Raw genomic sequence first — 17,137 nt, 5'->3', positions numbered from 1 at the left:
GGACTCCCCTTAAGAGCCGGCTTTGCCATTCGGTTATTTTCCTGCGTTAACCAATTCGTTCACGAGATCTTGGCCGAATTTCGGCGCGTATTTTTGATAGATGGGCTGCACTTTTTCGACAAATTTTTGCCTCTCCTCCGGAGAGAGTTCGGTAATGACCATGCCTTGCTGTTTCAAATAGTCGAACATTTTCTCATCTTCTTCTTGGTTGAGCTTGCGCTGATAGTCTCTCGCTTCTTCCGCGGCTTTTTTGATGATGTCTTTTTCCTTGTCCGTCAACGTGTCCCAAAACTTTTTGCTGATGAGCAACGGACTTGCGTTGTAGACGTGGCCGGTTTTCGTCAAATATTTTTGCACTTCGTAAAACTTATTGATCGCCACATTCCCGACCGGGTTTTCTTGGCCGTCGACCACGTGCTGCTCCAAAGCGGTAAACAGCTCCGTAAATGCCATCGGCACCGGTGTGGCGCCCAACTCTTTCCACAAATCAATATGAAGGTCATTTTCCAACGTCCGAATTTTCAACCCTTTAATGTCGTCGACGCTCTTGACTTCCCGCTTATTGTTCGTCAAATGGCGGGAGCCGTTTTCCCAATAGTTCAAGCCGATCACGCCGACAGACGGCAAATCGTTGAGCAAGTCTTGGCCGATTTTCCCATCCAGCACTTTGTAAGCGGTTTCCCGGTCTTTGAATAAAAATGGCAAGTCTAGCACCCCGATGCGCGGAGCGAATGAAGCGATCGGACCGGTCGACATCGTCGATCCTTGAATCGTACCCATCTTCAGCGCTTCAAACACGGCTACGTCTCCCCCGAGCTGTCCATCCGGATACACTTCCACTTTGATCGAGCCGTTTGTTTCTTTTTCCACGATTTCCGCGAATTTGTACAATCCTTTCGTCAGCGAACGATCCTTCGATGTCGCAACGGCCATTTTCATCACTTTCGGTTCGACCTTCTTCGCCGCTCCGCCCCCTTGCGGTTCAGATTTCGATGAGCACCCCGCAATTACGAACAGGCAGGCCAACAACAACACCAACATCTTTTTCATTCCGTTTTCCCCCTTCTTTCCTCCATAGTGCAATGGTTGATGCAGCCGAACGGATCGGGCTGGCATCGTTGTATGTTGAACCCGCATTCCCGTTTTGCCGCAGACCATCCTGTTTCTCTCGGCCGCAGCCAGCCATGCGGGAAACAACCAAATGAACAAACCATTTATTTCTAACAATGGAATTAATATATAAAACTTTCTGATAATTAAGAATGTCCATAAGGCAGCCTCCCGTATCGGAAGCGCTGCCATATTTCTCTGTTGACTAGTCACGCCGATCGATCGCTTTGCGTTGCAATATGACGGGCAAAATAGTCTTTCGCCGACTGCAGGCAGCGGCGCGCATGTTCTTCGTAGCCGAGCTCCTTGACACGCTTGATGTTCGGCAGCTCAATCGAGCAAGGAACTTCTGGAATGCGGCGGACAATGCCGGCAATGTCGATCCCGCCTTCGCCGACATACAGCCGCTCTTCGCGGAGAATTCTCGTCATCTCTTCTTTTGACGCCGGAATTTCGCCCGGCGCGTCGCAAAGATGGAGAAAATGAAACCATTCCCGCGGCACGGCCTCCAACGCTTCCGGCGAATCGCCGGCGCGGTGGAAATGGTGCAAATCAATCATAACGCCAGCATTGTCTTTCTTTACCGTCTTTAACACATCGATGACTCCGGCCAAATTCGTCACTGCCGCAATCGGCACGTATTCCAAATCAACGGTCAGCCCATATGGCTTCGCCAGTTCACACAGCTCGGCAAACCGCTCGATGTAAGCGCTGCGGTCGGTCGTCCAAATGCTGCTTAAGACGTGGCGGCCGCCGAGCTCAGCCGCCACTTCCAAGGCCGATTCGTATCGTTTCGGGTCAATATCAGCATCAATGCGGGCCAGTTCGATGTCGAGCAGCTTGACGCCGGTGTCCCGCAGCGCCGCCTTCGTCTCGCGCAACAGCTGCGGATTTTCCGCCAACGCATAGTTCGGCTCGCCCGGAAGCCCCATGTAGATGATCCGAAAGCTGACGTAATCATACCCTGCCCGGGCAGCGATATGCGCCATCTCCGGCGGCGGGCAGCCGAGTACCGTCAAATGGGCCAAGGAAAACGTTCTCGCCATATCCGTCCCCCCGATCTTGAAGGTTTCTCCTTACCGCTCTACGGCCACATGGTGGACGCGTTTGCCCGGGGAATAGATGTCCATAATATTCCAGTGTCCGGACGTCGGCGTCGGGACGTTGATCATTTCCACATCGATGACAAACGGTTTGTTCGCTTGGATGGCTCGCTCGAGCGCTGGTTTAAACTCCTCCGCCGAGCGGATTTTCACTCCTTCAACGCCGTATGCCCGGGCAATGGCCGCATAATCCGGCGAGTATGGCTGGCCGTCCTTTTGGAACACCGTCCCGTGCGTCGTGCCGAAATGCGCCTTCTCGAGCCCGGCGATCGTGCCAAAGGCGTAGTTGTTCATAATGATCCAAACAACGGCGATATTTTCCTCGGCGGCGGTCGCCAACACCGCTGGGTTTTGGCCAAATCCGCCATCTCCAACGAGAGACACGACGACGCGGTCCGGGCAGGCAATTTTCGCCCCGAGCGCGGCCGGAGCGCCAAAGCCCATCGTCGCATAACCGCCTGGCGTCAAAATCGTTCCTGCACCGTACGCTGGGAACTGTTGGCCGACCCCGTTTTTGTTCCAGCCGACATCGGTCGTGATGATCGCATCTTTCGGCAGCACTTCCCGCACCTCATGCAAAATGCGTTCCGGACGCATCGGATAGCTGTCGTCTTGAATGTGCGGCGCGTTTTGCCGCCGGAATTCCTCCTTATAGTTAGCGATCCGTTCTTTCAGCGCCTCATCCGTCCGCCCCTGCGGCACGGTTTGTCTCGCCACACGGTTTAGAACCGTAAGCGCCTGCTTGACATCAGCGACGATGCCGAGCTCCGTCGGGTAGTTGCGCCCGATTTCATTCGGATCGATATCAATATGAATGAGCTTCGTTTCCGGAATGTTGAACGTATACTCCGATTCCCATGAACTGCAATCGGCTTCGGAAAATCTCGTTCCCAACGCCAAAATAACATCCGCGTTGCGGCACATGTCATTGACGAATTTCGTCCCCCAAAACCCGCTCATGCCCAGCGTCAGCGGATGGTCATCCGGCAGCGCCCCTTTGCCCATCAGCGTGTGCGCAACGGGGAGATCGAAATGTTCGACAAACGTTTTCAATTCTTCCGCCGCATCCGCCAGCATAATCCCGCCGCCGACGTATACAAGCGGACGTTCCGCCTGCATCAGCTTCTCAATGATCCGTTTCGCCGTTTCATCGTCAATCGACGGTTTGTGCAACGTTTTCGTATGCCGCTTTTGCTTTTCAAACAGCGCTACATCCACTTCTTTGGAGAAAATGTCCATCGGCACAGAGACAAGCACCGGCCCCGGGCGGCCGCTCTCCGCCAGCTGGAATGCTTTTTCTAAAATCTCTGGGAACAAGTCCGGCCGATCAACTCGCCATGCCCGCTTCACAAACGGACGATAAATTTCATACTGCGACGCATCGGCGTGCAAGTTGATCTCCTGGTGCGGATGCTTTCCATAATAGTGGCTCGGCACATCGCCGGCGATGACGACCATTGGAATGGAATCAAGCGCCGCATTGGCGACGCCTGTCGCCGCATTCGTCAGCCCCGGGCCAACGTGGCAGAGAACGACAGCCGTTTCCTTTTTCGCCCGCGCATAGCCGTCAGCCATATGGGCGGCAATTTGTTCGTGGCGGACGTTGACGAACTTGATCGAGCTATGCTCGAGCGCTGCCAACACGGCGATGTTCGTATGGCCGCAAAGCCCAAAAATATGTGTGACGCCACGGTCTTCTAAATACCGCACGAGTTGTTCAGCCACTTGTTTTTTCATTGTTCTTCCCCCTCTCGAAAGCTTAAGACGACTTTGCCGGCATTGCCGGATGACGCCAACTCATACGCCTGCTCATAGTCGCAGACGGGGAAAATGCGGGAAATGACCCGTTCGATCGGATGCGGCATCGTCCGCAAATAATGAATCGCTTGCAAATAGTCATCCGGGAAGCGATAGATGATCGAGCCATGCACAGTCACTTCATTGCGAACGAGGCGCACGACCGGAAACGTCGCTTCATTCGCGAAACCGATCAACACAAGGTGACCACCTGGGGCGACAAGCTCGACCGCCTGCTCCACTGCCTCACGCGTTCCCGCCGCCTCGATCACGACATCGAACGTTTCCCCCGAAAGTGCAGCGGGCGCAAGCGTACGGATGTCGGCCATCGCTTTCACCGTCTCAAGCTTCAACGGATTCACATCGACCGCCGTCACATCCGCTCCGAAATGGCGGGCGAGGACGGCCGCCATCATCCCTTCATTGCCACATCCGATCACCGCTACGCGCATGGTGGGTTCGATCCGCGCTTTGCTCAAGGCATGCACGACAACGGCGAACGGTTCGACGAGCACCGCCTTTTCATCCGAGAGATCATCCGGAACAGGAAGCACGTACTTGGATGAGATGACGAATTCCTGCGAAAACCCGCCGTCCGTGTTGATGCCAAGCGATTGTTTATGGCGGCAGATGTTCGTCAACCCTTTTTGGCACAAGTCGCACGCGCCGCAATACGTGTTCGGCAGCACAACGACCCGCGTCCCGATGTCGTAGGCGGCTTGTTCGCCCTTCTCAATGATGACGCCGACGAGCTCATGCCCAGCGCGAACGGGATAGTTCGCGTGCGGAAGTTTTCCTTTCAACACCCCAAGATCCGACCCACAAATTCCGCCATAGATGAGCTTGATCTTCACCTCATCCCCTTGAGGAGAACGGACGGTCTCGAGGCGCCGCAGTTCTAATTCATTTGGCTTTGCCACATAAAGCGCTAACATGTTGCCACCACCTATCATCACTGTGGAAACTGCCATACAATCATCTTCATTTCCGTCATTTCCTCAATCGCATACCGCGGACCTTCACGGCCGATGCCGCTGTTTTTCACACCGCCGTACGGCCAATGATCCAACCGGAAATTCGAGGTGCCGTTAATGACAACTCCACCGACCTCAAGCGCCTCCGCCACTTGATAGACGATGTCCATCCGGTTCGTAAACAGCCCGGCTTGCAGGCCAAAGGCGGAATCGTTCGTCTCGGCGATCGCTTCGTCAATCGTCCGGTACGGGATGACGCTGACGACCGGGCCGAACACTTCTTCACAAACGACTTTGCTTCGCTTCGGCGGGTTGAAGAGCACCGTCGGCTCCACCGTCGCCCCGCGCCGTTTTCCGCCGCACACCAGCGTCGCGCCGGATGCGATGGCTTCATCAATCCAACTCATCACCCGATCCGCCGCCCGCTCATCGACCATGCAGCCGACATCCGTATCGGGCAAGAGCGGGTCGCCGACTTTCAACGCTTCCACTTCCTGTTTGAGCAACTCGGTGAACGGTCCAACGACCGACTCATGCACGTAAATGCGCTGAACGGAAATGCAGCTTTGCCCGGAGTTGCTGTAGCCGGTTTTCGCGCACAGGGCGGCCGCCCGTTTCAAATCGGCGTCTTCATGGACGATCGTCGCCGCATTGCCGCCAAGCTCCAGCAGCACTTTTTTCATGCCGGCCAACGCGCAAATGTTGCGGCTCGCCACGACGCCGCCAGTAAATGAAATGACGTTGACGCGGTCGTCTTTGACGATTTGCTGCCCGACCTCGGCGCCGCCAAGCACCATGTTGATGGCGCGCGGCGGAAGACCGGCCTCCAGCAGCAGCTTCAACAGCTCTGCCGCAATGAGCGGCGTCTGCGGCGCCGGTTTCAACACAACGGCGTTGCCCGCCGCAAACGCGGGTCCGACTTTATGGCAAATCAAATTGAGCGGAGCGTTGAACGGCGTAATCGCCGCCACGACGCCGACCGGCACGCGAAACGTCACTGCCACCGCTTTCGTCCCGCGCGCCGAGGCGTCGCCCGGGATCGTTTCCCCAAACAGACGCTTCGCTTCTTCAGCTGACTGCTCAAGCGTTTCAATGGAGCGGGACACTTCATCCAACGTGTTTTTCAGCGGCTTTCCAAGCTCTTCCGAAATCCAGCGGGCAAACGTTTCTTTCCGCTCCTCCAGCAGCATCGACGCCCTTTTTAAGATGCGCGCCCGCTCATAGGACGGAATTCTCGCGATCTCTTTTTTTGCTTCAAACGCACAGGCAAGCGCCCTGTCCACATCTTCCGGCGTCGCCAGCTGCTGTTCGCCGATCACTTCCCCGGTATACGGGTTTTTCACCGGCTCCGCCGCACGCGGTTCTTCGATCCATGTCCCGTTAATATACAGCTGTGCTTTTCTCATCTTGATCACCTACTTTTCCAAATGACGTTTGGCTGGTCCGGTATAGCGGACTAAATCATCGCGGTTCGGGCACGGTCCTTTGATCAGCACGCCGTTTTGCCACTCTTCAAACGCATGGGCGACAATGCCCATCCCGCGCGACAGAGCGAACACACCTTTCGCCGCCGCCGCCGGCACGCCGAGCTCGCACTGGATCGCCGCCGCCACCCCGTCGATGTTCATCGTCATCCGCTTCCCTTTCGTCTTCTCCAAATGGGAACGATACGCTTCGGCGATCGCTAAATACCGCCCGCTGATCTCCCCTTCTTCCACGAGTTCGCCCGCCAATGCATACAGCCGTCTGACGCGCGGGTCGTCATCATGAAGCTGATGGCCAAATCCCGGCAGCTTCCGCCCTTCACGGCGAAACTGTTCAAACCGCTCGCCGATCACATCGGCCATCGCACCTTCCCCGCCGCGGATTTCGATTTGCTCATTTGTCTCGTAAAACAGCGCCATCGCCTTCTCCACCGCTCCCCCGTGCACATCACCAAGCACGTTGATGCCCGTCGCCACACACGAGTTGAACGAAATGCCGCATGTCGCCGCCATGCGGGCCGCCGCAATCGACGGGGCGCGCGGGCCGTGATCCGCCCCGGCGACAAGGACGCTTTCCCATAACTTCGCCTTTTTCTCGCTCAATATCTCCCCGCATAATAAGAGGTACAACATTTGCGTGTACGACACATTGCCGATTAATTCCTCAATCGGATAGCCGCGAATGAGAATTTCATTTTTGCGGACGTCGCTGATCGACGTCTCCCACCACGCCCCTCCATCGGCGTACATATCGAGCGCACTTCGCTGCTTCATCCGAGTCGATCCCCCTTTGCCGCTCTTTGTAGATCGATCTAAAAGAATGGAATTTTAGTAGATCGATCTAAAACAAAAGAATGAAGATTAGATCGATCTAAAAACCTCCAGAACAAATCTTCTTTGTTTCCATTTTTAAGCAGACGATCCCGAGCGCACCAACTAGGCACGCCTATTTATTAGATCGATCTAAAAAAAGAAATGACAAACAATTCAATCGATTCGATCTCATTATATCGTTCCGCTGAAAACGCTGTCAACCTAAAAATCTTCTTTCTTTGAAAAAAAAGAAGGAAACGACCCCACAACGCCATAGATATCAGCCGAAAAACAGCCGCTCCGCCAACAGCGCAATGCCGATTCCTACGGCCATATAACCGAGCGCAAACGGAACATTCCTCCTGCCGATCCGATACGGATTGTCCCCCAGCTCCTCCGCCAGCAAAGAAACAGAAATATTGTACGGGCTGTACATGACCGTCGCCAAACTGCAACAAACGAGCACAATCGACAACGGCACCGCCGGAACAAGCAGCCGCACCGGCTCAAGCAGCGGCATGAGCAGCGTCAAGCTGACCAACGGATGAAACCCAACAAACGACGTCGCGAAAAAATAAACGGCAATCATTCCATACAGCCAGACGGAATGTTCCGCCCCGACGCGAAACCAGCCTCCAAGCCCAGCGAGCAGCGGAGACCGGGCCAGCATCTCGACAAACAACCCGGCTCCTAAAAACATGAAAAAGTAGTTTCCCAATCCCTCTGTCCGCTCTTTCCAATGGCAGAGCGCCATCACCGCATACCGCTTCACCCGGCGCACAAGCAGCGCCCATCCGAAACAAAACGGGACAAGCAATAAGACGATCGAAAACAAAAATCCTTTGCCAAGCCAACGCTGAACGAGCGACACGAGCACCGTAAACACGACGAGCACCACTAGCAGCTGGGCGGCCTTTTTCCCGATCGAAACCGCTGATTCCCGCCCCGCTTCCTCGCCGTTGTCCAATGGGATGGATCGGTACGAAACAGCGGCCGTTCCCCAGTCGATCATCGCCATCGTAAAAGCCAGAAGCAGCAAAAACAGCGCCACTTCATAATAGTGCACACCGGTGAAATCAATCGTCGTGCTGATCATCACTTCCATCGGGCTCCACGTCAAACAAAGCGCATACGCCCGCAGCAAATTCCGAACATAAAACGACTCGGCCTTCCGTCCTCCTACATTTCGCAGCGCGGTGCGCAACGATTTGACAAGAAGCGGAATCGTGGCAATGTTCAAAAACAACCCAAGCAAATGACAAACGCTGAAACTGCGGCGGTACAGCGACGAAACGCCCCCGACGTTCCGCTTCAGCCATTCGCTCAAACTCTGATCATACCGCCCGACGCGAATAAGCGTATTCATGAACGGAAGCACAAAAAACAGCGCCAACAGCCCCAACACCCGTTCAAAATGCAAGACAAACGTCGGCCATGCATCGCCATAGAACAAAAACAATCCAACACCAAATGCAAAAAACAGAGCTCCCGACACCTGGTACACCCCGCGGGCGAAAAACGCGGACACAATAAACGCTGACAGCGCTGCAGCTCCCATAGCATAGTGAACGGGGGCCGTCTCGACAAACTGGGCCACCATATACAGCGCCACCGCCGCTGTATACACCGGCACCCGCCACATTCCAATCCAGTCTTGAATGCGATCGTGCGTCATTGTTCTCCCCTTTCGTTGCCATACGTTGAGATGATGATGCGACTGTTGTCCATAAGCGGCGAAAACGATTCCCCTCTCCGACAGCACATATTCACGTTTCAGCAGACGGGGCAAGCACCGGAAACCTGAGCCTCTCTACATCCAAAGCGATGTGGTGAACGTCCAATCGAAAAAAACGGGTGCCGCTACACCCGTTTCGCAAGCAGCCGCTCAAGCCCCGCCGCCACCCCATCTTCTTCGTGGGAGGACGTCACCATGTCGCAGATGGCTTTCAGCTCCGGCTCGGCATTGTCCATCGCCACGCGATAGCCTGCGACCTTAAACATCGACAAATCGTTATGGCTGTCGCCAAAGGCGACCGTGTCGCGCACATCGATGCCGTAATGGGCGGCGAGCTGTTTGAGCGCCTCGCCTTTTGTCGCCCGTTCGTTGTTCATCTCAATATTGTGCGGGTGCGACGAGGTGACCGTGACGCTACGGAGCGCGGCGAATCGCGACGCTGCATCACGCAGCCGCTCGCGGTCGAGGGCGAAAATCAGCAGCTTATACATCACCGTCTGCGGGTCGTCCCACACCGTGCGGATGTCATCGACATACATCACCCGCGCCTGCTGGAACTGCTTGTTCACGAGCCACTTCACCTCTGGCGCCGCATCGGCCATCCCGGAAGCGAGCGCCTCCCATTGGGCGCGGTTGTGCAGGCCGACATAGACCGCATCGCCCGTGTACGTCTCGCAATACAAATCGGACTGTTCGCGCACCCACTCAAGCGCCGGACGAACGATTTCCCGCTCGAGCGGCGCCTCGCTGATGACCGTGCCGTCTTCGAGCGAAACGACCGCGCCGTTTAAGCTTGCGATCGGGCAGATAATGCCCGCCTCGCGAAGCGGGGCGAGCGCGTCTTTGCGCGCTCTCCCTGTCACGACAGCGACGATGTGGCCTTGCGCCTGCGCCGCGGTGATGGCCGCCCGGTTTCGTTCACTGATTTTTCCTTCCCCGTTTAATAGCGTTCCGTCCATATCGAGTGCAATCAACATGTTCATCCCTCTTTCTGCGTCGTGCAAAGCGCTCTTAGAAAAACGGAATCCTGGCAGAAGCAGCGGGCTAGTGGAAAGCCGGAAATTCCTGCGCTTTTCACTCCGTACCCCAGCGCCTGCCCCCATCATCTCCTGTTCGGCATCACGATCGGCTTCTTCTTAGAATTCCGGTGAAAAACAGTTGCCACGCGCAAATCAGCGGCATTTCACCAAAAAAGAAGACTGATTTCGCAAGGTTTTCTAATTAAGAAACAACCGGAACTAACAGTGTTTTCTACTAAATCACTAGACCTTTAGATCGCAAACTGTTCAAACAATTCCCTCACTTCATCGGAACGAGGGGTTGGACCTGTGCTCATATTCACACCCAACTCGCGCAAAAGCGGGGCCAGCAGCGGACCGTGTTCCTTCGTGACGCGCACATGGCTCGGTACACGCCCGAGCGCGCGAGCAAATTCAAGAAAACTTTGTTGCAGCGTCTTCGCCTCCAGCTGGCCGCGAAACACTTGGTGATGCAAAATGACTCCGCTCGCTGCATCGGCAGCCAGCGCCAGCAGCGGAAAATACGGGCGCTCCCAGCGTCGCTCCTGAATCGGCTTGTTCACATAAGCGATCGAAAACTCCGCAAACAGCGGGGCGCGATCGAGCGCCTTGACCTTTTCCAACTCGTCCGTTCCGATTTCAAGCACCGGTGTTTCCTTTTTCTTCGCCTTCGGGCGCGACACCCAGCCGTCGCGCCAATGAAGCCCGTCTTCTCTCCGTTCGGCAATCCGGGCAAACAATCGGTTGCCGCGAGCGGACAAAGCTAGGGACAGCTCGCCATCGCGCAGCCGCTCGGCGACAACGACCGCTTGTTCCAATGCCATAGCCGCCCATGCCGCTTCCTGTTCCGAAAGAAACCATGGATAATATCCAGGGGCAAAACTGCGGAACATCGGCAACAGCTGTTTTCCACTCACAGGAATGTGATACTTCCGCAACATCGCTTTATCGTCTCTTTCCAAGTCGTTTCGGGGCGCGAACGACACGAGCAATGCGCGCTCTTTAAACACAGCGTCTTTTGGATGCAACGTTCCAGATAAAATATCTTGCAAGCATGCATACCCTTCCTCACCGATGTAAATGACAAGGCCGTACTCCTGGCCAAGCGCCCCGATCACCGTACAATACAACGATTCCCCATCAGGAGTCACCACGGCAAAAATTTGATCATCGTCCATCCATGTCCACGGGGCCAAGTCCCTGTAGGCGAGCGCTTGATCGAACAGCGTTTTCCATACATCCTGTTCCACTTCTTCGACTCTGCCTTTGCTTGCGGCTCGTTTCGTTTTTTTCGCCTCACCTTCTTCCTTCACCACTTTTCGTTGAAACGGGGCGAGCGCCACATTCACGTTCGCCGTCAGCTCCGCTGTGCTCATCTCTTCCTCTATGGCTTGCACTTCTCCCCAGCTGTCCTCTTTCAAACCCACTCGCACGGCCTTGATACAGCACGGATACAACGCGTCGGGAACTGGATCGACGATCTTTTCCAAAACGATGTCATGCTCCCACATATCTCCAAAATCATACACGTATTGGGCGCGGTCGCCTTCTTCGACAAACCATTGCCCAATCCTTTCCTCCCGCTCATCGTAATCGGCGCCGTCCCATCCAGCCGCTTCGTTGCCGATTTCAATGCCCAGCCGCGCCGTTCCGCCGACCTTTGTCATGTAAAACGTATGCAAATGTTGGTCCATCCAGCCGAATGCGGCTTGCAACACGCGATGCAGCTCGGCGAACGTCATCTCCCCCGGCACAAGCAACCGACGCCAAATGGGAGGGCGCGTATGCTTCAATTGCACTTTGAGTTGATAAATCATTCTCTTCTTCTTCCTTTCTCATTGGCTTGTCTTGTCCTCTATTATAACAGATCAACGGAAACATGATGAAATCTTCCCTCTTTTCGTAGTATAATAGATGAAAAAATTCTCAATGAAAGCGAAGGGGTGTGCATGTGGATCGTGTATGCTTTGCTGGCGGCGGTGTTTGCGGCGCTGACATCGGTGCTGGCGAAAATCGGCATTGAGAACGTGAACTCCCATCTAGCGACCGCCATTCGCACCATTGTCGTGCTCGCGCTCGCATGGCTGATCGTCTGGATGACAGGAGCCCATCAAGGCGTCAAAACCCTCTCAACGAAAAGCTGGGTGTTTCTCTGCCTTTCGGGAGCAGCAACCGGATTGTCGTGGCTTTGCTTTTACCGGGCGATCCAGCTCGGCGATGTCTCGCGCGTCACCGCCATTGACAAGTCGAGCTTGGTGCTGACGATCTTGTTTGCGGCGATGTTTCTCGGCGAACCGCTGTCCGCGAAAGTGGTGATCGGGGTGCTGCTCATTACCATCGGGACATTGATCATGATGTTTTAGCCAGCCGCCTGCTCAAGCGTCTAGCCTGTTCTTCTGGAAGCATTGCCATCATGCCCAAATTTGGTATTTTTCCATCAAGCCTATAGACAGGACGATCCAAAAGATGTTACAATAATTCTTATAGTGACCAAGAGCTTTTCTCGCCCCTCCACATCATTTCGGCATAGAGGACAGCTTTTGGAATCACTTTATGAAATAAGGTCTTCGTTGCGACCAAGAGTGTGTGAATGGCCTCGCCGCTGCTTGTCAAACGGAGAGTAGTTTGAAAGGAGATCACTGAATGAATGATTTTCACCCGTTCGGCTGGTACGCGGCGAAAATGGCCCCGCATTTGCCGAAAAAAGCGTTTCAACCCGTGAAGTCCCGCTTGTTTGGAGGTCTGGCTTATGTAGGGCTCGTCATCGCCGGCATCCTCGCTGTGTCCCTTTTCCACCTCCATCCTGTATGGAACCTCCTCATCTCGGTTGTGCTTGGTTTCAGTTTTGCTGCGTTAGGATTTTTAGGACATGAAATTTTGCACGGCACCGTCGTCCGTACACCTTGGCTGCGCGATCTTCTCGGCGCAATCGCCTTTTGGCCGCTTTGCACCGGCCCGAAGTTGTGGAGAAAATGGCATAACGCCAGCCACCATGTGCATACCCAGCATGAAGAAAAAGACCCGGACGCGTGGCCAAGCATGGAGAAATTAGCGAAAAGCCGCCTGCTCTCTTGGGTATACCGCATCCCGTTTCCGATTCGCGCTTCTTTCGCTTTTAGCTCCTTGTCCGTGATGTTTACCGTTCACTCGATCCGGATGCTGTTTTACTTTTTCAAAGACTTCCGCCGGAAGAACCGCGCGGTTGTCCTGTTTCAATTTTTCTTGCCTTGGGCGACATGGCTCGGGCTGTTATGGCTTGTCGGCTGGGAAAAATGGTTTTTCGCCTTTTTGCTTCCGCTGCTCGTCGCCAACACGATCGTCATGAGCTATATCTCAACAAACCACCGTCTCAATCCGTTAGTGCCGGTCAACGATCCGTTGGCCAACAGCTTGTCCGTCACGGTGCCAAAGTGGGTGGATATCCTTCACTTCCACTTTTCGCACCATACCGAACATCATCTCTTTCCAGCGATGAGTTCGAAGTACTATCCGCTCGTGAAAACATACATCAAACAAATGTGGCCCGACCGCTACCACGAAATGCCGATGGGAAAAGCGTTGGCCGCCCTTTGGAAAACGCCGCGCGTCTACTACGAGCACAATGAGCTCATCGAGCCAAAGCAAGGCCATGTTTACGGCACGCTTGGCAATGGGTTGGATCCCGACCGGATTGTGCATCGCGAGCTGGAAACAGAAAAACAGCCGCGCTCAGCCAAAAAACGGGCAAAAACCAAAAAAGCGGCGGGGCAAGGGAATTTGTAGAAAGGATTGGCTTTGCAACAATCAGTCACCTTGTGATTCTCCTTTTGGATCATCGATCAAGAAGCGGCGGAGAAGGGAAAAGAGCGCTTTTCTTTCTGCAAACCTGCGTTTCCGTGTATGTGCGCACAACCAAAAGGTGCCCCATCACTTTGGGACACCTTTTTTCATTGCCCATCAGCGGCAGCGATCGAGGCAAGCGGCCAGCCGCTTCTCAATGTCGGCCGCGATTTCCTTCAAAGCAGGATCGTTCATCATGCCAACGAGCATCGTCGGTTTCGGCATGCCGATTTTCGTTGTGCCGTTTTCTTGGTAGACGACGAGTTTGCACGGCAAAAAGTAGCCAACCAAGAGGTTTTCGTTTAGCACCCGAGCCGCTTCTTGCGGGTTGCACACTTCTAAAATGACCATCGGCGTGGAAAAATCAAGCCCCTTTTCTTGCAGCTTCTCGGTTACGCTAAACTGCCAGAGCACGCCAAATCCTTCTTGTTTCAAGCTTTCTTCCAAACGCTCGATCGTTTCGTTCATGCCCGTTGACACGTCAACCGTGTAATGGAACATCGCTCATTCTTCCCTTCGTTATGTTTTCCCGTTGTTTAGCATGCTCAAATCGATCGCTCACCATCACGCAGAAAACGGACGGCGACACATGATCAGTTCCAGCATTCACATGTCTTTTCCCGTGACCCGTCGCCTTTCAAGCGCTTCGATCATAAAATATCCACCCAAATTTTCACCGCCGTCGCCAAAATCAACACGGCAAGGATGACTTGCAGCACTTTCGTGTTCATTTTTTGCCCCGCTTTCGCCCCTAGCGGAGAGGCAAGCAAGCTCGCGACGACCATGATGAGCGCCGGGATGTAATCGACTTGGCCGGTGGCGATTTTCCCGAACGTAGAGCCAATGGAGGAAATGAACGTAATGGCCAAAGACGTAGCGATCGTCATTCGCGTCGGGATTTTCAGGACAACGAGCATGACCGGCACAAGCAAAAACGCCCCCGCCGCCCCGACGATGCCGGACCCGACGCCGATCAGAAACGCCAAGGCGGCCGCCACCCCTTTGTTGAACGTCACTTGGTCAAGCGGAATGTCATCGATCCCTTTTTTCGGCACAAACATCATGATGGCCGCCAATGCCGCCAAGATGCCGTAAACGACGTTAATCGTTCCCTCGCTCATCAGCTTCGAGCCATAGCCGCCGACAAAACTGCCAACAAGAATGCTCACGCCCATATAGAGAATGAGCGATCTGTTCAAATAGCCGCTTTTTCGATACGCCCACACGCCGCCGATCGTGGCGAAAAACACTTGCACCGCGCTGATTCCCGACACTTCATGAGCGCTGAACGCCGCCAGCCCAAACAACGGCGGAAGATACAGAAGCATCGGATATTTAATAATCGACCCGCCGATCCCCACCATCCCAGAAATAAATGAACCGACAAAGCCGATTAAAAAGATGACAATGAGAAACGCGAGCGAAACATCCATCGACCATCCCTCCCTTTTGTTTTCAAAAGGGACGAGGCACGCCCCCGTCCCCTGCCAATCTGTGCCGCTTCTTTAGGCATGGGTATGATGCAGCGCGCAGCGGTTCGGGCCGATCTCAAGCTCCCGTTGCGTTTCGATATCAACGGTTTTGAGCCCGCGGTTGATGGCGACAATGTCTTCAAAGTTCGGCGGGGTTTCGGTATTGGCGCTTTGGATGACAAGATCGATAAATTCGTCTTTTGGTTTGTTTTGCATCATCTCATTGCGGGCGCGGATGCGGCCTAACGTATCGCCGACATACCCCTCCGCGTTGATTTCTTCGTCTAAGTTCGCGTAGTGAGCCGGCAAGACGATCACATCATCCGCCATAGCCGCCACTTTTTCATATACGGTGTGATACAAATCTTCCGCCCATTCCGCCACCTTGCCGCCGAGGTCCGGCCGCCCGAGACCGCCGACAAAAATCGTGTCACCTGAGAACAGCCATTTGCCGTTGACAAAGAACGAGACGCTGCCTGGCGTATGCCCCGGTGTTTTCACCGCCAGCACTTCAAGATGAACGTTTTCGAAGTCGATCGTTTCATGTTGCTCGAGCGGCTCGAAATCAAACACCGCTCCCTCGCTTTTCATCAAGTAGTACGTTGCTCCGGTCCGCTCGGCCAGCGCCTTGCCGCCGGAAAGATGGTCGGCATGCAAGTGCGAGTCCACGATATGCGTGATCTTTACCCCTTCTTGTTGGGCGGCTTGTTCGTACACATCGATAAACCGCAACGGATCGACGACAAGCGCTTCGCTTCCGGAGATGACCATATACGACAGGCATCCTTTGCCGACGCGGATGAATTGGTAAATTTTCAACTGATCATCTTCGTATACTTTGGCTTGATGGAGATGCTCACTCCACGCCTGCATCCCGCCAGCGAGCGTATAAACGTTGTCAACCCCGGCTTCCGTCAGCTGTTCGGCGACAAACGCCGCCGATCCGCCCTTCGCGCACACAACGACGATGTCTTGGTCTTTCGGAAGACGGTCGACAATCGAGTCAACTCCATCAATCAATTCAAAATACGGCACGTTCAAATACGCGAAGTTTTCCCCTTCGATTTTCCAATCGCGAAAATCGCTTTCGTTGCGGACGTCCAAGATGAACAACGATTCTTTGTTTAACACCTTTTCCGTCATTTGTTGCACGGTCATTTCTTTCACCATATTACCATACCCCCTAATGTATATTTGATTGTTGAAAAAGGCCGCTCATTACGATTGAGCGGAATCAAGCGGCCCGTTCCATTGCGACATGCCTGGAATGACGTTGCGCACACGGTCAAATCCTTTTTCGGCCAGCTTTTGCGCGGCCAAATCGCTCCGCGTCCCTGTGCGGCACACGACGTAAATCGTTTTGTCTTTCGGAAGCTCAGCCATCCGATTCTCGAGCTCCCCAAGCGGAATCGAAACGGCGCCCGGAATATGGCCAAACGCATACTCCGCCGGTTCGCGGACATCCAAGACAAACGAATCAGGATCGTGAAGTTTTTCTTGCAATTCTTCATTCGATACGACATGAGGGAATGTCGTTTCTTTGCGTGTTTCATTTTCCGCTGACTTGCGGATATAATGTTTCAAAACCCCATTTTCTTCAATCGTTCCTAAATATTGATGCCCTGTGCTTTCCGCCCATGCTTTGATATCGGCTTTGGATCCCTTATCCGTCGCCTGCACTTCCAGCACTTGGCCTGGCTGCAGCTCATTGATGGCTTTTTTCGTGCGGACGATCGGCATCGGGCAGGACAATCCTTTCGCGTCTACCGTCATATCGACTTTAATCATTGGCAGATTCCCTCCTTGATGGT

At 54.2% G+C, this 17,137-nt stretch carries 16 protein-coding genes; 2 read left to right on the top strand and 14 right to left on the bottom strand.

The features are described 5' to 3' along the window. Nucleotides 1-33 precede the first annotated feature (33 nt). The 10 genes from ACVX3G_RS10280 to ACVX3G_RS10235 all read right to left on the bottom strand — a co-directional run bounded on the left by ACVX3G_RS10280 (nt 34) and on the right by ACVX3G_RS10235 (nt 11,852). Nucleotides 34-1,050: a TRAP transporter substrate-binding protein gene (locus tag ACVX3G_RS10280; RefSeq protein ID WP_020278593.1), complete on the bottom strand. Its 1,017-nt coding sequence runs from the start codon at nt 1,048-1,050 to the stop codon at nt 34-36. Then, on the bottom strand, nt 983-1,270 hold the full coding sequence (locus ACVX3G_RS10275; protein WP_128723154.1) for a hypothetical protein: 288 nt from the start codon (nt 1,268-1,270) through the stop codon (nt 983-985). The genes ACVX3G_RS10280 and ACVX3G_RS10275 overlap by 68 nt, the downstream gene beginning before the upstream one ends. Before the next feature lie 49 nt (nt 1,271-1,319). Next, nucleotides 1,320-2,156: a sugar phosphate isomerase/epimerase family protein gene (locus ACVX3G_RS10270; RefSeq protein ID WP_014196103.1), complete on the bottom strand. Its 837-nt coding sequence runs from the start codon at nt 2,154-2,156 to the stop codon at nt 1,320-1,322. Between the two features lie 30 nt (nt 2,157-2,186). Then, nucleotides 2,187-3,950 carry a thiamine pyrophosphate-binding protein gene (locus ACVX3G_RS10265; RefSeq protein ID WP_020278591.1) on the bottom strand — a complete coding sequence of 588 codons (1,764 nt, stop codon included), beginning with the start codon at nt 3,948-3,950 and terminating at the stop codon, nt 2,187-2,189. Further along, nucleotides 3,947-4,945 carry a zinc-dependent alcohol dehydrogenase gene (locus ACVX3G_RS10260; RefSeq protein WP_014196105.1) on the bottom strand — a complete coding sequence of 333 codons (999 nt, stop codon included), beginning with the start codon at nt 4,943-4,945 and terminating at the stop codon, nt 3,947-3,949. Before ACVX3G_RS10260 ends, ACVX3G_RS10265 begins: the two co-directional genes overlap by 4 nt. A gap of 17 nt (nt 4,946-4,962) precedes the next feature. Then, a complete protein-coding gene (locus ACVX3G_RS10255) occupies nt 4,963-6,390 on the bottom strand; it encodes an aldehyde dehydrogenase family protein (RefSeq protein ID WP_014196106.1) in 1,428 nt (475 codons plus the stop codon). A gap of 9 nt (nt 6,391-6,399) precedes the next feature. Further along, nucleotides 6,400-7,242 carry a citryl-CoA lyase gene (locus ACVX3G_RS10250; protein ID WP_014196107.1) on the bottom strand — a complete coding sequence of 281 codons (843 nt, stop codon included), beginning with the start codon at nt 7,240-7,242 and terminating at the stop codon, nt 6,400-6,402. A 319-nt stretch (nt 7,243-7,561) separates the two neighbouring features. Further along, nucleotides 7,562-8,956 (bottom strand): hypothetical protein, encoded by a 1,395-nt coding sequence (locus ACVX3G_RS10245; protein ID WP_025039177.1) that lies wholly within the window; start codon nt 8,954-8,956, stop codon nt 7,562-7,564. A 185-nt stretch (nt 8,957-9,141) separates the two neighbouring features. After that, nucleotides 9,142-9,993: a Cof-type HAD-IIB family hydrolase gene (locus ACVX3G_RS10240; protein WP_014196110.1), complete on the bottom strand. Its 852-nt coding sequence runs from the start codon at nt 9,991-9,993 to the stop codon at nt 9,142-9,144. 293 nt (nt 9,994-10,286) lie between these two features. Next, nucleotides 10,287-11,852 (bottom strand): plasmid pRiA4b ORF-3 family protein, encoded by a 1,566-nt coding sequence (locus tag ACVX3G_RS10235; RefSeq protein WP_014196111.1) that lies wholly within the window; start codon nt 11,850-11,852, stop codon nt 10,287-10,289. A gap of 132 nt (nt 11,853-11,984) precedes the next feature. Between ACVX3G_RS10235 and ACVX3G_RS10230 the strand changes: the two genes are divergently transcribed. Then, the gene (locus tag ACVX3G_RS10230; RefSeq protein WP_025039176.1) at nt 11,985-12,398 is read left to right on the top strand and encodes an EamA family transporter; all 414 of its coding nucleotides are present in this window, start codon (nt 11,985-11,987) and stop codon (nt 12,396-12,398) included. A 280-nt stretch (nt 12,399-12,678) separates the two neighbouring features. Continuing rightward, a complete protein-coding gene (desB, locus tag ACVX3G_RS10225; RefSeq protein ID WP_014196113.1) occupies nt 12,679-13,797 on the top strand; it encodes a Delta(10) desaturase DesB in 1,119 nt (372 codons plus the stop codon). A gap of 174 nt (nt 13,798-13,971) precedes the next feature. Here the strand turns inward: desB and ACVX3G_RS10220 are convergent, their stop codons facing one another. The 4 genes from ACVX3G_RS10220 to ACVX3G_RS10205 all read right to left on the bottom strand — a co-directional run bounded on the left by ACVX3G_RS10220 (nt 13,972) and on the right by ACVX3G_RS10205 (nt 17,114). Further along, nucleotides 13,972-14,355, bottom strand: a complete 384-nt coding sequence (locus ACVX3G_RS10220; protein WP_013145023.1) for a DUF302 domain-containing protein — start codon at nt 14,353-14,355, stop codon at nt 13,972-13,974. A gap of 149 nt (nt 14,356-14,504) precedes the next feature. Beyond that, entirely contained in the window at nt 14,505-15,287 is a 783-nt protein-coding gene (locus ACVX3G_RS10215; protein ID WP_011231550.1) for a sulfite exporter TauE/SafE family protein, read from the bottom strand. 72 nt (nt 15,288-15,359) lie between these two features. Then, on the bottom strand, nt 15,360-16,496 hold the full coding sequence (locus ACVX3G_RS10210) for an MBL fold metallo-hydrolase (protein ID WP_014196115.1): 1,137 nt from the start codon (nt 16,494-16,496) through the stop codon (nt 15,360-15,362). 48 nt (nt 16,497-16,544) lie between these two features. Next, nucleotides 16,545-17,114 (bottom strand): sulfurtransferase TusA family protein, encoded by a 570-nt coding sequence (locus ACVX3G_RS10205; RefSeq protein ID WP_013145020.1) that lies wholly within the window; start codon nt 17,112-17,114, stop codon nt 16,545-16,547. Nucleotides 17,115-17,137 lie beyond the last annotated feature (23 nt).

The organism is Geobacillus sp. PLS 41 (assembly GCF_056494105.1).
Note: the sequence above shows the minus strand (reverse complement) of the source record. Positions and strands in the feature narration are given on the sequence as shown.

Coding starts and splice junctions, on each gene's coding strand:
- ACVX3G_RS10230 (WP_025039176.1), top strand. CDS start 11,985: ATGTGGATCGTGTATGCTTTGCTGGCGGCGGTGTTTGCGGCGCTGACA.
- ACVX3G_RS10280 (WP_020278593.1), bottom strand. CDS start 1,050: ATGAAAAAGATGTTGGTGTTGTTGTTGGCCTGCCTGTTCGTAATTGCG.
- ACVX3G_RS10275 (WP_128723154.1), bottom strand. CDS start 1,270: ATGGACATTCTTAATTATCAGAAAGTTTTATATATTAATTCCATTGTT.
- ACVX3G_RS10240 (WP_014196110.1), bottom strand. CDS start 9,993: ATGTTGATTGCACTCGATATGGACGGAACGCTATTAAACGGGGAAGGA.
- desB (WP_014196113.1), top strand. CDS start 12,679: ATGAATGATTTTCACCCGTTCGGCTGGTACGCGGCGAAAATGGCCCCG.
- ACVX3G_RS10210 (WP_014196115.1), bottom strand. CDS start 16,496: ATGGTGAAAGAAATGACCGTGCAACAAATGACGGAAAAGGTGTTAAAC.
- ACVX3G_RS10255 (WP_014196106.1), bottom strand. CDS start 6,390: ATGAGAAAAGCACAGCTGTATATTAACGGGACATGGATCGAAGAACCG.
- ACVX3G_RS10235 (WP_014196111.1), bottom strand. CDS start 11,852: ATGATTTATCAACTCAAAGTGCAATTGAAGCATACGCGCCCTCCCATT.
- ACVX3G_RS10250 (WP_014196107.1), bottom strand. CDS start 7,242: ATGAAGCAGCGAAGTGCGCTCGATATGTACGCCGATGGAGGGGCGTGG.
- ACVX3G_RS10270 (WP_014196103.1), bottom strand. CDS start 2,156: ATGGCGAGAACGTTTTCCTTGGCCCATTTGACGGTACTCGGCTGCCCG.
- ACVX3G_RS10260 (WP_014196105.1), bottom strand. CDS start 4,945: ATGTTAGCGCTTTATGTGGCAAAGCCAAATGAATTAGAACTGCGGCGC.
- ACVX3G_RS10265 (WP_020278591.1), bottom strand. CDS start 3,950: ATGAAAAAACAAGTGGCTGAACAACTCGTGCGGTATTTAGAAGACCGT.
- ACVX3G_RS10215 (WP_011231550.1), bottom strand. CDS start 15,287: ATGGATGTTTCGCTCGCGTTTCTCATTGTCATCTTTTTAATCGGCTTT.
- ACVX3G_RS10245 (WP_025039177.1), bottom strand. CDS start 8,956: ATGACGCACGATCGCATTCAAGACTGGATTGGAATGTGGCGGGTGCCG.
- ACVX3G_RS10205 (WP_013145020.1), bottom strand. CDS start 17,114: ATGATTAAAGTCGATATGACGGTAGACGCGAAAGGATTGTCCTGCCCG.
- ACVX3G_RS10220 (WP_013145023.1), bottom strand. CDS start 14,355: ATGTTCCATTACACGGTTGACGTGTCAACGGGCATGAACGAAACGATC.